Raw genomic sequence first — 16,956 nt, forward strand, 5'->3', positions numbered from 1 at the left:
CGAGGACGCCCGCCGTCGCGTGCGTCCGGAGCGGTTCGACGACCGGAAGGGAGATAGTCTCGCCATGAATCTGAAGTCCATCAACTCGGTCCAGAAGCTGATCGGCGTCGCCGGCCTCGTGGGCTTCGCCGCAGCGCTCCTTTCGCTCGTTCCGGCGTGCGAGCGCACGCCGACCTCCTCGCCCCTGGCATCGTCGCTGCGCTCGGTCCGCAAGATCGAGGGCGCTCCCGCGCAGGTGCTCGATGTCCAGTTCGCGCCCGACGGAGCGTCCGTGCTGATCCTCGAGCGCCGGCGCAAGGGGGACGATGGCGCGCCCGGGACCGCCACGTTCGCGGTCTCACGCCGCCCGATCGCCGGCGGCGCCGCCAGGGATCTCATCGCATCGAGTGACCCGGTGCTCAAGCTCGCGCCGCTCGGCGACGGCATCGTGATGATCCGGCAACCGGCGGTGCCGCCGGAGAGCGTCGCGCTCGCCGCCGAGGAAGTCAGGGAGGACCGGACCGAAACGCGGCGTCTTGCCCTGGAGAACAAGCATCTGGAAACATGGATCGCCGCGAACGAGAAGGCGGCGCTCTACCGCGTGGACGACGGCGGCGCGCCGGTGCGCATCTCGCCCGAGGGACGCCGCTGCGTCAACGTCGTCGGGACCGCGGGAGGCCAGCGGGTGGCGTTCTCGGTCGCGCCGCAGGGAGGCAGCTCCGACGTCCACGACACGGGAGCCGCCGAGATCCACGTCCTCCACCATGACTCGGGAGAGGTGGTGACGCTCGAGGCCAAAGGGGTGGTGCGCGGCATCTCCGCGGATGGCGCGCGGCTCCTGGTCCAGAACAGGATCACGGACCGCTACACGTCCGAAAAGGCGAAGGACCTCGTGATGGTCACGGTGAAGGGCGAGGCCGTCGCGGAGCTGCCGGCGGTGCTCGAGGTGGATGGCGTGACCGTCAGCACGGCAGAGCTCTCCGTGGGTTTTCTGGGCGATGGGCTCGTGTTCCGGTCGGCGGAGGGCGATCACTACCGAGCCGCGCTCGACGGCTCCAAGGCGACCCGCCTCGCCGCCGCGCTCGCCGGTGCCGGTTCGCTCGACGCCGGCGCGCCGCCCGCCGATTCGAGCGCGGCGGCGGCGACCTCAGCGGCGATGGCCTCGGCGGCGACGGCAGGCAGCGCCGAGGCGCCGCCGCCGTCCGCGAGGTCGAGGCGCCTGCTTGGCTCGACGGGCGCGGTCTTCGAGCTGCGCGAGGCGGGGAACCACGTCTCCGTGTCCCTGATCGGACCCAGCGGCGGGAGGCCGATCGCGCAGCTCGAGGGGCCGCTGGCGGGGATCGGGCCCGTCGCGCTCGACGCGGCCGAGGCGCGCGTCGCGCTCGCGGTCTTCTCGGACACCTCGCGCGACGGGGACATCGACGCGACGTACGATGACGCGGAAATCTTCGTGAGCGACGCGGGCGAGGGCTCGCTCTCCTTCGGCCGCGCGCCCGTCACGACGCTCGCCGACGAACTCAGGCCCGCGATCGCCGCCGCCGCGGGCGTCCCCGCGGAAGGCGTCCACGTCGCCTACGCGCGGGGCTCCCTCGACGTGACCGCCGAGCTGCCGTGGATCGAGCGGCAGAAGGCGAAGGCGCTCGTCGAGCGCTCGTTCGCCGCGGCGCGGGCGATCACGGGCGCGCTCGCGCAGCGCCGCGCGGCGGTGCACCTCCGAGTGGGCCCGCTCGCGCTCGACCTGGAGAAACATCGGGACGAGGGTGGCAGGCTGCAGCTCGCGCTGTGGAGCCCGGGGCTCGTCCTGCTCGATCCGCAGGCGTCGCCGCTCGTGCTGAGGAACCCGGTCCATGTCAGGACGCTGATGTCCAACACGGAGACGGTCTCGGGCATCCTCGAGAACACCGGCAAGGAGCCGACGCCGCCGATCGAGGTGGTCGCGGTGATGACGAACGATCTGGGCTCATTCTCCACGCGCGATGAGGTCAAGAAGCCGATCGGCGTCATCGCGCCCGGCAGGCGCGTGCCCTACCATGTCATCCTCAAGAAACAGTGGTTCGACACGCGGGTCACGACCAGCTTCCGGGCGGCGGGCAAGGTCGTCGCCGTGTTCAACGAATACGGCCACGCGCATCACCTCGACGCGCTCGACACGGCGCTGGACGCCTGGGCCGCGCACGGGGTGTGGGCCGATCATGGGCGGACGACGCGCGACCGGAGCTCGACGCTCGTGCGCCTCACCGCCGGGCAAGCCGCCCTCCCGGACGGCGCGCGGAGCGAGCTATTTCAAAAGATAGAGAAGGCGCTCCGCCGTCATCACGACAGGTTCCACAAGGGCCTGTTCCACGTCACGTTCGAGGCGCCCGACGGCACCCAGTGGGGGCTCGTGGATGGGCGGAGCGCCTCGCCCTACGAGGCGCGCTTGGTCCTCGGGGATCCGCTGGTGTCGAGCGGCAGCGTGAGCAATGCAGGCGCCGTGGTTGCCGGGATGGACGCGCCTTTCCGCCGGTGCGCTCGCCGTGGCTTCACGGCCAGCCTCAGCCTGCAAGGATCCGTCACGATGATCGCGGACCTAGACCAGGACGGTGAAGTCGCGTCCGTCAGGCCCTACGAGCAGCTCCCGCTGAGCTCCGGTCTGCCCGAGCCGTTCGTCACGTGCCTCGCCGCCTACATCCAGCGCGCACGGTTCGCGCCTCCGTCGGACGGCAGCGCTACGATCCGCATCCCTGTCACGGTGTGGGCGCCATGACCCTGCGCCGTCCGATCGGACGGGGGCGCGGCGGGCGCCCTCGAGCGCGGGAGGCGCGCCGGCGCGCCGCCGCCGCGAGCCCGAGCGCCAGCGGCGCCCACGCCGCCGGCGCGCGCGGCGCTACGCCCGCCTGCGTGCAGGCGCACCCGCGCGGCCCCGGGCGCGCGCGCAGATCGGGCAGGCCCGGGGCCCCCTCCAGCGAGCGCCAGTCTCCCGAGACGATGAAGCTCGCCCACAGGTTGGGGTGGGACGTCTCCTCTTCCGCGAGCATCGCGAGCTGCACCTGCCGCATCCCCTCGCTCCGGCCCGCCCCCTGCTGCAGCCGCTCGTAATAGGCCTGCATCAGCTCGCGCGTGCGCCCCGAGTCGACCTGCCACAGGCTCATCACCTGCGTCTCGGAGCCGGCGATCTCCAGCGCGCGCCGCAGCCCGTACACGCCCTCACCGGCGCGCGCGCGCCCCACGCCCGAGTCGCAGGTCGAGAGCACCACGAGGCGCGTGCCGTGCAGGTCGAGCCCCGCCACCTCCAGCGCCGTCAGCACGCCGTCCTCGGAGCCGCTCCGGCGCCGGTTGAAGCCGGCCAGCGCGATGCCGGAGCGCAGCAGCGGGTTCTCGCGCAGCTCGAGCGCCGCGCGCTCGGCGCGGGTGGGGGTCGCGCGCAGGTCCCTCAGCAGCGCCTCGGGCACGGGCTGGTCGGGCAGGAAGAAGCCGTGCGTCGCCAGGTGCAAGAGGCGCGGGGCGCGGGCGGCCTTGACGGCCTCCTCGGTGGCCTCGGCGCCGAGCAGCACGCGGCTGCCCGGGAAGAGCCGGGCGATGGTGCTCGCCTCCTCCTCGGTGCCGCCGAGGCCGAGCAACGGCTGGGTGAGCATATCGATGGACCGTACGCCGCGGTGCGCGGCCTCCGGGCCCGGCGGGGCCTTGCTGTCGTCGAAGGCCGGGTTGGCGAGCACGAGCGGCGCCTCGCGCGGCGCCCCTCGCTCGCCGCCGAACCGGAGCAGGTCGCGGCCCGTCGTGAGGTACGAGAACAGATAGCGCTCGACGAGGTAACGGCCCTGCTCGTCGACGAGGGCGCCGAAGGGGACGAGGTGCAGCGGGCCGTCGGGGCTGACGAACACCCAGCGCGTGTCGCCCAGGAGCTTGCGGACGGGCTGCATCAGGAGCCGGTCGAGCTCGCGGGCCGCGGGCTTCGGGTCGCGCGTGAGGTCGTGGTCGGCGAGCGCACGGCGGAGCGCGTCGGTCGCGGCCTCGATGGGGGCCGCCTCGCCCAGATCGGCGAAGGTCGGGTCGCCGCTCCGGCGCAGGACGTAGGCGGCGTAGCGCGGCACGAGCCCGTAGCGGAAGCGGGCGATCTCCACGAGCGCGGCGCCCTCGGGGATCTTCGCCTGGACCTCGGGCAACATCACGAGCTGCCGGCTGTCCCGGAACGCCGCGCTTCGCTGCCCGAGCGCGGCCTCCAGCGCTTGCCGCTCCTCGTTCAGCGCGGCCAGGTCCTTGCGGTACTGCTCCGGAGAGGACCCGCCGGGCCCGCGCGTGGCCTGGGTGGCCAGCCTGGAGTAGACCGACGAGAGCTGGTCCACGAGGCGCCGATCGCCCGGATCGAGCGACCCGCGCAGCGAAGCGATGCTGCCGGCCATGACATCGAGCACGCGGCCCTTGCGCCGGAGCAGGGCCGTGACCGCGAGGCGCGCGGCGCCGACGTTCGCGGGGGCCCGCCGGACATGCAGCCAGAGGTCGAAGTTCATCTGCTGAGACAGCCGGTCGCTGTGGCGGCGCTTCTGCTCCTCGGAGCCGGTGACGAGCAGCGCCGCGGCGTGGCGATCCTCGATGTCCGTCGCCCGCCGGGCCGCGCCCACGGCGCGATCCGTGTGGCCCTGCGCCAGGTACAGCTCGGTCAGATCGCCGAGGACCCTGCCCACGACGGGATGATCGGGCCCGTACGCCGCCTGGTAGATGGCGAGCACACGTTCACGCAGCGCCGCGGCGCCCTCGTGATCCTCCCGGAGCTCGTACAGCCCGGCGATGCGGCTCAGCGTGTCGGCGACGGCGGGGTGGTCGGGCCCGTACGCCTTCTCCCGGAGGGTGAGCGACCGCTCCCACTGCGCCGAGGCGAGCGCGAGATCCCCCTTGTCGGCATAGAAGTCGCCCAGGCCGTCGAGCGATAGGGTGATGCGCGGATCGTCGGGCCCATACGCCTTCTCCAGGATGCTGAGGGCGCGCCGGTACAGCGGCTCTGCCTGCCAGTACCTCCCGCCCCACACCCCCGCCAGGTCGTTGAGCGACGCCGCGACGCTCGGATCGTCGGGCCCGAGCGCTTTCTCCCGGACGGCCAGGGCGTGCTCGATCAACGGCTTGGCGCGGTCGTGGTCCCCCATGGCCTCGTAGACGCGCGCGAGATCGCTGAGGACGTCGGCCACCTCGAGATGGTCGAGACCGAACGCGTCCGCCCGGATGGCCGCAGCACGCCGGAACAGCGACTCGGCGCGCCCGTAGTCGCCCATCGCGTAGCACAGCGCCGCGAGCGCGCTGAGGGAGGTGGCCACGTCGGGGTGGTCGGGTCCAAACGCCTTCTCGCGGATAGCGAGGGCGCGCCGGAGCAGCGTCTCCGCCTGCGGGCTCGGGCCCAGCAGCGACGCCAAATCCAGGAGCGACTGGGCGAGGTCGGGGTGGTCCGGCCCGAGCGCTTTCTCCCGGATGGCCAGGGCGCGGCGGTGCAGCGGCTCGGCGTTCGCGTAGTCGCCCCGGAGGCGATAGAGGACCGCCAGGTTGTCGAGGGAATCGGCGACGTCTGGGTGGCTGGGGCCGAGCGCGTTCTCCCGGATGGCCAGGGCCCGCAGGTAGAGCGGCTCGGCGCGCCCCATGTCGCCCTGGAGCAGGTAGGCATGGGCCAGGCCGACGAGCGCCTGGGCGACGTCGGGGTGGTCGGGTCCGAGCGCCTTCTCGGAGATGGACCGGAGCCGCTCATAAAGCGACGCTGCGCGCCGGTAGTCCTTTCTGTCCATCATGGCCTGCGCTTGCTCGGCCAGCCGGTCCATGTCTGCCTGGAGCCGGCGTGCTCCCTCGCCTCGCGAGGCCGCCGTCGCGGCGCCCCGCGGGCCCTGGGCCACCGCGGGCCCCGCCACGGCCATCGCGAGCGCCGCCACCCATGCCGTCCACCAACGCTTGCCCATCGCGCAGCCCTCGCTCTCCGTGCGTTATCGCGGGGCCAGCGCCTTCACGTCGGCGATGGAGTCGAACCGGGGGTGCACGGGCAACCGGAACGGGAGGCTCCCCGTCGCCAGGCCGAACACGTCGCCGGATACGGAATCGACCATGTGGCGCTCGTGCTGCTCCAGCGGCGTGCACTCCCACTCGCCCCCGTGGTCACCGGTGACAGGGTTGAACGACGATTCGCCGTACTGAAAGCAGATGCGCTGCCCGTCGATGCGCCAGTCGCCGGGGAGGGGTGATCGGTTGGTGGGATACCAGAGGAACGCGCGGCCGTCCGGGCCGGTGTACTCGATCTGATTGCCGTGAGAGGGGTCGTAATAAAGAACGGTCTTGTCGCTGTACGCTTTCCTTCCGCTCTCGTCGGGGCTCGGCGGCGGCGAGGCGGGCGCCGCGACGTCGCCTGGGTGCAGCGGGGCCTCGCCCGCGCACGCCGGCAGGAGGAGGCCGAGGACGCCGAGAAGCAGGCTGGGCCGAGGCATGCGTCTGCTCAGCGCGGGGCCTTCACGTCGGCGATGGAGTCGAACCGCGGGTGGGCCGGGAGGCGGAACGGCACCCTCCCCGTGGCCAGGTCGAAGACGTCGCCCGGCGCGGTGTCGATCACGTGCTCGTCGTCCTCGGCGACTGACCGGCAATTCCACTGGCTGTACTCGCCCGTGACCGGGTTGTACGCGTACTCTTCATCGTAGTGGAAGCAGATGCGTTGCCCCTCCATATGCCAGTCGCCGCCGAGGGCGCCTCGGTTGCCCGGATACCATAGGAAAAACCGGCCGCCCGGGTCCTGGTATACGATCTGATTGCCATGAGAATCCTCGTAAAAGAGGCGGGTCCTGCCGCTGTGCTCGTTCGCGGCGGTCTCCTCGGCGCTCGGCGACGGAGCGGGCGGGCGGGGGGCGCCAGCCCCGGCTGCGTCCGGGAGCGACCCTCTCGCGCACGCCGCCGGCAGGAGGAGGCTGAGAGCGGCGGCGGTGATGGCTGATCGAGACATCGTCGTCCCCTGCGCGGAGCTCGGGTCGCGCGGGCTCTGCCCAGCGTATCTCCCGGCCTGCAGCACCACAAGCGACCTCGCGACGAGGTCGGTCGCGGTGGTCGTGATGCCCGCCGGGCTCCGCCCGCGTCCGGCGCGCCGCCGGAGACAGGCGTTCCGCCGCGCCGGCCCGGTGCGTTATCCTGCGCGCTCGTCGCCGTATGCCCGCCGAGCCGCTCCGCCCCCCGGTCATCAGTCACCTCGGACCGTTCCGGCTGCTCCGCCGCCTCGGGGAGGGCGGCTTCGCGCCGGTCTGGCTCGCGGAGGAGACCTACAACGGGAGGACGTTCCGCGACGTCGCGATCAAGCTCTTCGTCCTCCCCGCGACGCTGTCGGGCTCTCCCGCCGAGGCGAGCCGGTGGCGCGAGGGCATCCTCGAAGAGGCGCGCGCCCTCTGTCGCGTCGAGCACCCCAACATCGTCCGTTTCTACGCGCTCCAGCGGGACGACGCCCACGGCGTCATCGGCCTGGTGATGGAGCGCGTCCCCGGCCCGAGCCTCGATGTCGTCCTGCGCGCGCAGGGCCCGTTCGAGGAGCGCCGCGTCCTCGACGTCGGGATCAGCATGGCCTGGGCGCTCGCCGCGGTGCACGCCGCGGGGCTCGTGCACCGGGACGTCAAGCCGGAGAACATCGTCCAGGGGGCGTCCGGCTACAAGCTCATCGACTTCGGCATCGTGGTCAACGCGCCCTCGGTCGTCCTCGGCGCCGCCGGCGACGGCGCCGGGAGCTCCCCGCGCGCGGCGGCCCAGGCCGTGGATCCGGACGCGCGGACCGCCGACGCCTCGGGCGGCGTGGACCGGCCCACGGCGGAGCGCGGCGCCGAGTCGACGATCCGCGTCCCGGCGCTCGTCGGCACCCCGGGCTACATCGCCCCCGAGTGCCTCGCGCTCGCCGCGCCCCCGACGCCGAGGAGCGACCTCTACGCGCTCGGCGTGACCCTGTTCAAGCTGGGGAACGGGCGCCTGCCCGACACGGCGGAGCGGACCCGGGCGCACCTCGGCCCCTCCGCCCCGCGCCCCGAGGCGCTCACGCGCGCGGACGCCGCCGAGGCCACGTCGCTCCCGGCGCTGATCGCGCTGCTCTGCGATCCCGATCCCCGCGCGCGCCCCGGCCACGCCGACGGGGTCGCGCGCGCGCTCGAGCGCCTCCGCGACCGGCTCACGCCGCCCCGCGCGACGCTCGCGGAGGGCCCGCCCCCGCCGCCTATCGCCCGGGCCCAGGGGCCGCTCCTCGGCGCCGAGCCCCGGATCCCGCCCCCGCTCGCGCCGCTCTTCGACCGGCTCCGGCGCACGGATCACCCCGCGTCCACGGCCGAGGCGTCCCAGGGGGGGAGAGCGCTGGGGGAGCTCGGCCTCGGCGTCCTGCGGTATGCCTTTGCCCTGGGCATGGCGGCGCTCGCCGCCGCCCCGGACGCGCCGCGCTCGGGCGCGCTGCTCGAGCAGCTCCGGAGCGCGGCCCGGCCCACCCCCTCTTCCTGGTGCTACCTCGTGCGCGCCCTCCACGAGGCGCTCTCCTCGATCGACCCGGCGCTCGCGCGCTGCCTCGCGTTCGCCGCGGACCCGCGGCTCCCCGAGCAGCTCGGCGCGCTCCTGCGCGGCCCCGCCCTGCCCGGGGCGACGCCCAGCCTGCTCGAGGCGACGCCTTCCCCGTCGGACGTGACGCTCACCCTGCCGGAAGTGGTCATCGACGAGCGCGCGCGGTGGCTCACGTCCTTCCTCGAGCGCGCGGCGGAGCTCCTCGCCATCCCGATCCACGTCCCCGCCGCGGGCGCGGCGGGCGTCGAGGACCGCGGCGACGCGCGGCGCGAGGGCCGGCCCGACGGCGGCGCGCCCGGCCCTGCCGGCGAGCCCTGCGCGGTCCTCGGCGATCGCCGGGTGCCGCTGCTGCCGTGGCTCCCGTACCACGGCGGCCGGCTGCTGCTCCCGGAGGCGCCCGCGGCGCCGGGCAGGCCGTGGCGCGCCACGGATCCTGCCTCGGGGGAGCGCCAGCAGGACCCGCGGCTCGACCGGGCCGTTCGCCGCCTGCTCGGCGGGGACGTCGAGGCGCCCCGCGAGCTGCGCGCGGCGCCGCCGCTCGTCGGGCGGGCCGACGTCTGCGCCGCGCTCGAGCGCGCGGCGCGCGAGGCGAAGCAGGGCCGCCCGCGGGTCGTGCTGCTCACCGGGCCGCTCGGCATCGGCCGCACCCGCCTGCTCGACGCGGCCGTCGAGCAGGCCGGCTTCACGGCGCAGCGCACGCTCCGGATCCGCTGCTCCCCCGAGCGCCAGAGCGCGCTCAGGCCCTTGCTCCGCGGCCTCGACGCCCTGCCTGCCGGCGGCCGCGAGGCGTTCGGCGTGCTGCGGGACGCGATCGACCAGGCCCTCCGGCCGGCCGCGCTCCCCGGCCCCCAGGGCGGGAACGACGCCCTCGAGGGGGTCGAGGAAGCGCTGCTCCGGACGGCGGCGAGGGCGTCCGTCGCGCTGATCATCGACGACCTCCAGTGGGCCGACGCGCAGACGCTGGGGCTCCTGCGGCTGCTCGTCGAGCGGGCCGAGCTCGGGGCCAAGGCGCGCCTGCTCGTCGTCGCGGCCGCGCGCGACGAGCCGAGCCCCTCGCCGCCGCTCCGGGCGCTGCTCGGCAGGACCCGCGGCAAGATCGGCCCGGCCGTGCGGCACCTCCCGCTCGGCCCGCTCGCGGCGGAGCAGACCGCGGCGCTGGCGCGGGCGGTGTGCCCCATCGACGCCGAGCTCGAGCAGGCCGTCGTGCGGGGCTCGGGCGGCGTCCCCTTCTTCGTGCTGCACGCGCTCTCGGTATGGCGCGAGCGGGGCGCGATCGCGTGGCAGGACGGCTCCTTTCGCGCGGTGGACGAGCGCGTGCTGCGCGAGGGCGTGCCCGGCGTGGCCGAGCTCCTCGAGGACCGCCTCGCGTCGTTCTTCGATCCGGCGAGCGCGCCCTCCCGCGCCGCGCTCTCGGCCCTCGCCGCGGTCGCCCTCCACGGCGGCGGCCTCGCGCTCGCGACCCTGCGCCGCGCCCTCGGCGAGGCGGAGGGTGTGGATCAGGCGCTCGAGGCGCTCGTGGACACGGGGATCCTCGCGGTCTCGGGCGATCGGCACGAGTACGGCTTCGCGCAGGAGATGGTCCGCCAGGCGGCGCTCAACCTGGTCCGGCATCGACCCTGGTTTCACCGGCTGCACCGGGCGCTGCTCGACGCGATCGCCGGGGGGCCGAGCGCGGAGGCGGACGCGGCCTTCCTCGCCGCCGGTTACGAGAAGCTCGGCGCCCGCGACGAGGCGCGCGCGTGGCTCGGGCGCGCGATGGAGGGGGCCGTCGCCGCTGGGCTCTTCGCCGAGGCGGCGGCGCTCGGCGAGGAGCTCGCGGCGCTCACCGCCGATCCCGAGGCGCGCCTCGACGTGGAGCTCGAAGTGGTGCGCGTGCTCGCCCGGGCGCGGCGGTTCGAGGAGGCGAAGGCCCGCCTCGCGCGGCTCGATGGCCGCGGGGGCGCGCTCGCTCTTGCGGCCGGGGCGCCGGGCGCCGCGGCGCGCGGCCTGACGCAGGACGTGCGGCGGCGGATCCGGCGGCTCGAGGTGGCCCGGGGGCTGTCCGAGGCCGCCGAGGATCCGGCGCTGCTCGGCGACGCGGATCGCCTCGGCGATCCGGCGCTGCGCTGCGAGGCCCGGATGGCGCTCGCCGGGGTCCTGCCGCCCGCGCGCGCGATGGCGCTCGCCGGGGAGGCGGTGGCGCTCGCCGAGCCGTGCGGCCCGGCCCTGGAGTTCGCGGCGCGGGTGCTCCGGGTCGAGCTCTGCCACGCCGCGGGCCGCGACGCGCTGCCCCAGGCGGAGCACGACCTGACGAGGGCGCTCGCGCTCGCGGTCTCGACGGGCTCCACCTGGCAGCAGATCCACATCGAGGGGGATCTCGCCGTGCTCGAGGCGGAGCTCGGCCGCGTGGAGGACGCGATCGCGCGGCTGCTCCGCCTGGTGGAGCTGGCCGATGCGAAGGGGATGGGGGGGCAGAGCCGGCTGCTCCGGCACAACCTCTCCACCTGTCTCATGCGCGCGCGGCGCCCCGGGGAGGCGGCGGAGACCGCGGGGCGGACGGCGGAGCTGGCGGCCGAGGCCGGCGATCCTGCGCTCCGCGCGGCGGCGCTGTCGCTCCGGGCCTACGCGCTCCGGCACACCGGCGCGCTCGACGAGGCGCTCGGGAACGCGAGCGCGGCGGAGCAGATCCAGCGCGCGCTCGGCGACCGGCCGATGAGGACCCACACGCTGCTGCGCCGCGCCGAGATCCTCGCCGCCATGGGGCGGGAGGAGGAGGCGCTCGCGGACGCGCGGGAGGCGAGGCGCGCCGCGGAGCAGGGCGGGGACACGGGGGTCGCGGCCACCGCGGCGCTGTGGGAGAAGCTGCACCTCGCCCGGCGGGGCGAGGCGGCGCCGGAGGAGCTGGCGAGGGCGGTGGCTGACGCCGAGGTGGCCGGGGTGGGTCGGCGCGCGCTGGCGCAGCGCCTGATGGACGAGGCCGCGGCGTGGCTCGCGCGCTGCGAGGCCACGGTCGGCCCGGGCCGGCAAGGCGGCGCCGGCGGGCGCTGAGCGAAGGCGCCGTGACGCCGGGAGGGCCCCGCGCGTCGGAGATCCCGCCGGGGGAGAGGACGCGCGAGGCGAGGGCGAGCCGCCGGCGATGTCAGGGCGAGCCGCCGGGGTCGCGCCGGTCGGGCATGACGATGCCCTGATGTTTCCTGCACTCCGTGCCGTTCCACACACAGCCTTCCGGGCAGACCGGCGGCGGACCGGCGTCGACCACCGGGCACACATCGGCGGACGACGCGTCGGCGGGCGCGTCGGCGGGCACCGCGGTCCCTCCACAGGCAGAGAGCGCGGCGGTCATCGCGATGAAGAGGGAGCTCGGCGAGAGGATCGACGGGAGACGCATGTTCCTCCAAGAGGACCTGTCGTTGCGCGTGCGGCGCAGGACGGCGCCCGCTGATGCCCCGGCCGTCAGGGAGCGTCAACTCATCCAAGCATCGACGTTGAGGCGGCCTTCACTCCACAGCCTGCGCGCGGCCTAGGCGCTGCAGCGGGAGAGCGCGTAACGGAGAGCGCTCTGGAGCAGCCCGAAGGTCAGAAACGCCCCGTCCGCGCTGCCGATCTCGGTCATGGTCCGCGCGATCGCCGGCGAGATCCCGGAGACGAGGCACTGGCTGCCGAGGAGGCTCGCCGCGCGCACCACGGCGAGCAGGTGCGACACGGTCGCGGCGTCCACCGCGCTGACGCCGGTCAGGTCGAGGATCGCGAAGCGCGCCTGTGTCCGGACGATCTCGGGGAGCAGCCGCTCCATGATCTGCGCCGCCCGCGCCGTCTCCACGGTGCCGATGACCGGCAGCACGAGCACGCCCTCCCACGCCTGGATGATCGGCGTGGACATCGCGAGCATCGTCTCCTGCTGCTGCCGCAGCAGCGCCTCGGCGCGCTGGCGCTCGGCGTTCTCCTCGGCAAGCTGGCGGTTCTTCCGCTGGAGCGCCTCGGCGTCGCTCTCCCGGCGCTGGAGAGCCTCCCGGAGCTCCGCTTCCAGCTGCTTGGACGCCGTGATGTCCTTGACCGTCACCGCCACGCCGTCGTCGAGCGGGACGATCTGGTATTGCAGCCATAGGCTCTTGCCCCCGGGCAGCGCGGTCTCCGTCTCCGCGAGCAGCCGCTCGCGCGTCCGAAAGACGTGCTCGTATTTCTCGAGGAGCCCGAAATCGCGAACCGTGGGAAAGACATCGGCGACCCGCCGGCCGATGATCTCCTCGCGCGGCTTCGACGTCACCTGGCTCACCAGCAGGTTGGCGTCGGTGAACACGAAATCAACGGTCTCCCCCGGCTCGCCGACCGTGCGACGCAGCACGCAGAACCCGTCGAGGCTCCCGTCGATCGCCGCTCGGAACCGCGACTCGGCCGCGAGCAGCGCCTCCTCGGCGCGCCGGCGCTCGGTGATGTTGCGCGCCACGAAATAGACGAGCTCAGCGTCCGGGTAGATTGCCGAGTTCCACTCGATCCACAGATACGAGCCGTCACGGCATCGATATCGGTTCACGAACGTCCCGGGGCCGTCGCCGGACAACAGCTTCGCCGACGCGGACACGGTGCGCTCGCGATCTTCGGGATGAACGAAATCGAGGAAGGGCCTGGCCAGGAGCTCTTCGCGCGAGAAGCCGAGCGTCTGCTCCCACGCCCCGCCGATGCGCTTGAAGTATCCGTCGAATCCGGCGATCCCCACCAGGTCGACAGAGAGCTCGAAGAAGCGGTCGAGGTCGTCGCTTCGAGAGGCTTCAGGCATGACAAAAAGCATGGCTATCACCTCCGCCGCGGGCCGTCGACCCCCTCGGCCAGGCGCCCCGCGGCGAGCCGCGCGATGTGCGCAAAGCACACCACATCGAACCACGAGGTCATGGCGAGTGCGCGGCCGCCTCGCGTCCGCGGCTGTCACGCCCGTCGGGCGCGCCGGCGTCGTGAGCGCGCCGCCAGCCCGCCCATGGCCACCACCCGCTTCTATAGGACCGGCGATTCCCACGGGCTCTTCTCCAACGTGGACACGAGACAGCGAGTGGGCCGCGTCTTGCCAACCTCCGAGCGACGATGCCATGACATGCGCGTCGATCCCGGCGTGACGCCCTCTCCGGTCGAAGACGGCCTGATCCTGCGATCCGCGCTCGGAGATTGCGGCTCGACGGCGCGAGCGCCGAGGTTATGGTGCGACCCCGCAGCGCAATCGGGCCGACCCGCGGAGGTGGAGATGAGCCAGGGAGAGGGACAGGACGCGGCGACCTATCGCGTCGTCGTCGATCACGAGAAGCAGTACACCGTCTGCCCCGTCGAGCGCGCGATCCCGCGCGGGTGGCGGGAGGCCGGCAAGCAGGGATCCGTCATGGAGTGCCTCGCTTATATCGATCAGGCATGGGAGCGCCTGCGCGCTCCGGCGGAGGTCGCCTGAGCGCGGGCGGAGCGGCTGTCCTGACGCCGCCGTGGCGCCGCAGAGGACGCGGCGACGCTGCTCGGGCGCACCGCGCGGCGCGATGAGGGGGCGGAGCTCGACGTCGTGCCGACGATCGAGCGCACCCTCGAATCGGGGGAACGGCGACTCCGGTGCTGCACGCGGCGTCGCCGAGGTGAGCCTGTGACCGAGGGCCGGCGGAACCCTCGTGTTCAGCCGGCCCGAGCCGGGGACCGGCGCTAGAGGCCCACCCGGGTGTCCGGGCCGAAGCACGTGACCATGCGCAGCTCGCTCGTGTAGCGGCGCCCGTCCGCGTCGACGAGCCAGCACTGGTCGGGCCGCGGGAGCATCTCGGTGACGGCGATGCCGCCGGGATTGTCGCGCGCGGCGGCGTCCTCGCGGGCGACGCGCACGAGGCTCGCGAAGACCTCGACCGAGAGCGGGCTGTCGAGATCGAGGAACGTCGGCTTGGACTCCGCCGCCGACTTCACGAAGACGAAGCGCGGCAGGCCGTGCTCGGCGGCCCACCGGCGCACGCCGACGAAGCGATCGACCGGCGTGGCGAGCTCCGCGGCGTCGATCTCCGCGGGGGCGAACATCCAGCGCTCGCGCGCGATGACGAGGCCGTCGATGGTCACGCGGGGGACGTGGCGGGCCGGCGCGAAGAGGGAGAAGCCGCGGGTCGCCTCGAGGCTGATGATCAGCCACATGAACTGGCGCGCGTGGAAGACGAGCCGGCCGTCGCGGGTCTGGGCGCGGAAGCGATCGCCCTCGACCACGACCTCGAGGTCGGCGATCCGGAGGTGGTGCTCCGGGTCGATCGACTGCGGGGACGTCGAGAAATCGAGCACGTAATCGATGGGCCGCCGCGCCTCGGGCGCCCCGAAGACGCGCTGGCCGGTCGGGCCGTTGAGCAGCTCCTGCTTGTGGCCGGTGACGTAGAGCGCGGGCCACGGGTGATCGCCGACCAGCGCGGCGGTGATCTCCCCGGGCGAGGGGTGCTGGGACAGCGTGCAGAACGCGTTCAGCGTGGGGCCGAGGTGGACCTCGCCGAGGACGGCCAGGAAATCCCCGGCGGCGAACGCCTCGGGGCTCGCGGCGGCGACGAGGACGTCGGGGCTCACGTGGAACGGCGCGACCGTGCGATCCGCGGGGTGGCTCGGGAAAGCCGCCTCGAAGCGCGCGCGCAGCGAGGCGCTGTCGAGCTCGACCCGGCGGGCGTCCGGCGCGGCGCCGACGAGCTCCTTCCAGCGCTCGCGCACGGCGTCGACGTGGCGCTGGACCGGCGGGGTGAAGACGCCCGGCTTCATGCGATCGAGCAGCGTGCGCTGGAGGACGGTCATGTCGAGCCGCGCGTCGGGGGCGCCGCCGACCAGCTCGTCGACGACCCCGCGCACATAGCCGATGTACGCCTCGGTGGTCTCGCGCATGAACCAGCGCATGCTCGACAGGACGAGCGAGAGCGCCGGGCCGAACCGCTCGAGGAACGGCGCGCCGAACGTGACCTCGACGTCGCGGCGGCAGTCCTCGTAGATGGGCGTGCGGCCGGCGTAGACGACGCCCGGCGCCCGCGTCGCGGGCCCGGCCGTGAGGCGCGTGATCGTGCGCTCCAGGGCGTCGAGCGCGCCGTCGAGCGCCTCGGGGTCGCCCGCCGCGGCCGCGACCGCCGCGCGCGCCGCGAAGAGCTCGTCGACGGCGGCGAGCGCGGGGGCGCGGAGGTCCTCGGGCTCGATCCGGGCGAGCGCCGCGCGCAGGTGCGCCTCGGGGTCGCGGAGGGCGTACGGCAGCTCGAGGTCCCAGGCGAGGACGCGCATGCCGACCATGTCGCGCAGGAGGTCGTAGACCTCGGCCTCGCTCGAGAACCCGAGCGAGGCGTCGGCGAGCAGCTCCGCGGCGATGGCGCGCGCGGGCCGGACGCCGTCGCAGGCGGCGAGCAGGCGCGCGCGCGCCGGCGGGAGCTCGGCGCGGTGGCCGATCGGCAGGATGAGCTCGCGGCCGTCGAGCTGGTAGAACGGCAGCCAGCGCGGCGCGAGCCACGGCGCGACGCCGGGCCGCGCGGCGATGGCCGCGGCGAGCCCGTCGAGGACCCAGTGCTCCAGGGACACCGTGCGGTTCGAGAGCAGCCCGCGGCCCGGGGCGACGCGCGCGGCGACCGGCCCGCCGTCGATCCTGGCCCAGCCGAAGGGGCCGAAGAAGCCGATCGAGTCGTTCTTGGCGCAGTACCGCTCGAGGTAGCTCGCGACGAGGCGCTCCTTGGAGCGCGTCCGCGCGTCGGCCGCGCCCTCGGGGGCCGCGAGCAGCGGGTCCACGGCCGTGCGGAGGACCTGCCGGTTCTGCCAGACCAGCGCCTCGCGGAAGGCGCGGTCGCGGCAGATCCCGCGGAGGCGCTCGCTCACGATCCGCGCCTCGTCGTCGAACACCTCGCGCAGCTCGGCGCCGGCGTCGTCGCGCCGCCGGAGCGCGCCCGCGAGCTCGTCGAGCGCGGCGTCGGCCGCGGGGACGCCGGCCTTGTCTCGAGGCGCGCCGCCCTTGGCGAGCCGCCGGCGCTCCGCCTTGAGCCGCGCGCGCGCGGCCTCGTCCCCGGCGAGCGCGTCGACCCCGGCGCGCGGGTCGACGCGGACGAGCGCGTCGAGCGCCGCGATCGCGGCCTGCCGGGACCGCTCCGCGGCGCGATCGGCCTCGCCGAAGCGATCCGCGGCGGCGGCGCTGCCGGGGGCGACGAGCGCGCGCAAGAGGTCGACCGGGAATCCGGCGCTCCGGAGGCAGACGGTCCGCCAGACCTCCCATTCGCCGCCGGGCACCGCGGCTCGCCAGGGCGCCGATCGGACCGGCGCCGCCGTTGAATCACGATGTTCGCGGGGCAGCTTGCCCACCTCAATCGCGCCGTCCGCTCCCAGCATGCCGCGCACGCTATCAGCGCGAGCAATCGTGTCAACGCTCGGATCGGTTTATCTTGTTAAGTAATGTAACGATCCCGGGACGCGCCCACGAGATGATGATAGTCGGTGGCCCCTGGTCGATGTTGGATGGTGGGGTCCTGTTGCTATCTGTCGATGTCT

The 16,956-nt window shown here is 74.4% G+C and carries 9 protein-coding genes; 3 read left to right on the plus strand and 6 right to left on the minus strand.

Annotated elements, in window-relative coordinates; translation table 11 throughout:
* Window positions 1-64: 64 nt before the first annotated feature.
* Window positions 65-2,725 (plus strand): hypothetical protein, encoded by a 2,661-nt coding sequence (locus tag WME83_RS19605; RefSeq protein WP_437320806.1) that lies wholly within the window; start codon window positions 65-67, stop codon window positions 2,723-2,725.
* Here the strand turns inward: WME83_RS19605 and WME83_RS19610 are convergent.
* Genes WME83_RS19610 through WME83_RS19620 form a run of 3 tightly spaced genes read right to left on the minus strand, consistent with a single transcriptional unit; the run spans window position 2,706 to window position 6,643 of the window.
* A complete protein-coding gene (locus WME83_RS19610) occupies window positions 2,706-5,891 on the minus strand; it encodes a tetratricopeptide repeat protein (RefSeq protein ID WP_437320807.1) in 3,186 nt (1,061 codons plus the stop codon). The two genes, WME83_RS19605 and WME83_RS19610, sit on opposite strands and share 20 nt — an antisense overlap.
* Before the next feature lie 24 nt (window positions 5,892-5,915).
* Window positions 5,916-6,410, minus strand: coding sequence for a hypothetical protein (locus WME83_RS19615; RefSeq protein WP_437320808.1), 495 nt, complete (start codon window positions 6,408-6,410; stop codon window positions 5,916-5,918).
* A gap of 8 nt (window positions 6,411-6,418) precedes the next feature.
* On the minus strand, window positions 6,419-6,643 hold the full coding sequence (locus WME83_RS19620; protein ID WP_437320809.1) for a hypothetical protein: 225 nt from the start codon (window positions 6,641-6,643) through the stop codon (window positions 6,419-6,421).
* 473 nt (window positions 6,644-7,116) lie between these two features.
* Between WME83_RS19620 and WME83_RS19625 the strand changes: the two genes are divergently transcribed.
* Entirely contained in the window at window positions 7,117-11,517 is a 4,401-nt protein-coding gene (locus tag WME83_RS19625; protein WP_437320810.1) for a protein kinase domain-containing protein, read from the plus strand.
* Between the two features lie 91 nt (window positions 11,518-11,608).
* On the opposite strand, the gene WME83_RS19630 is transcribed toward WME83_RS19625, so the two are convergent.
* A complete protein-coding gene (locus WME83_RS19630) occupies window positions 11,609-11,857 on the minus strand; it encodes a hypothetical protein (RefSeq protein ID WP_437320811.1) in 249 nt (82 codons plus the stop codon).
* Window positions 11,858-11,989: 132 nt separating this feature from the next.
* On the minus strand, window positions 11,990-13,243 hold the full coding sequence (locus WME83_RS19635; protein ID WP_437320812.1) for a PAS domain S-box protein: 1,254 nt from the start codon (window positions 13,241-13,243) through the stop codon (window positions 11,990-11,992).
* Window positions 13,244-13,552: 309 nt separating this feature from the next.
* Between WME83_RS19635 and WME83_RS19640 the strand changes: the two genes are divergently transcribed.
* Window positions 13,553-13,897, plus strand: coding sequence for an MbtH family protein (locus WME83_RS19640; protein ID WP_437320813.1), 345 nt, complete (start codon window positions 13,553-13,555; stop codon window positions 13,895-13,897).
* Between the two features lie 239 nt (window positions 13,898-14,136).
* Here the strand turns inward: WME83_RS19640 and WME83_RS19645 are convergent, their stop codons facing one another.
* Window positions 14,137-16,698, minus strand: a complete 2,562-nt coding sequence (locus WME83_RS19645) for a lantibiotic dehydratase (RefSeq protein ID WP_437320814.1) — start codon at window positions 16,696-16,698, stop codon at window positions 14,137-14,139.
* Window positions 16,699-16,956 lie beyond the last annotated feature (258 nt).

The sequence above is a fragment of the Sorangium sp. So ce385 genome (assembly GCF_051474135.1).
Lineage (GTDB): Bacteria > Myxococcota_A > Polyangia > Polyangiales > Polyangiaceae > Sorangium > Sorangium cellulosum_D.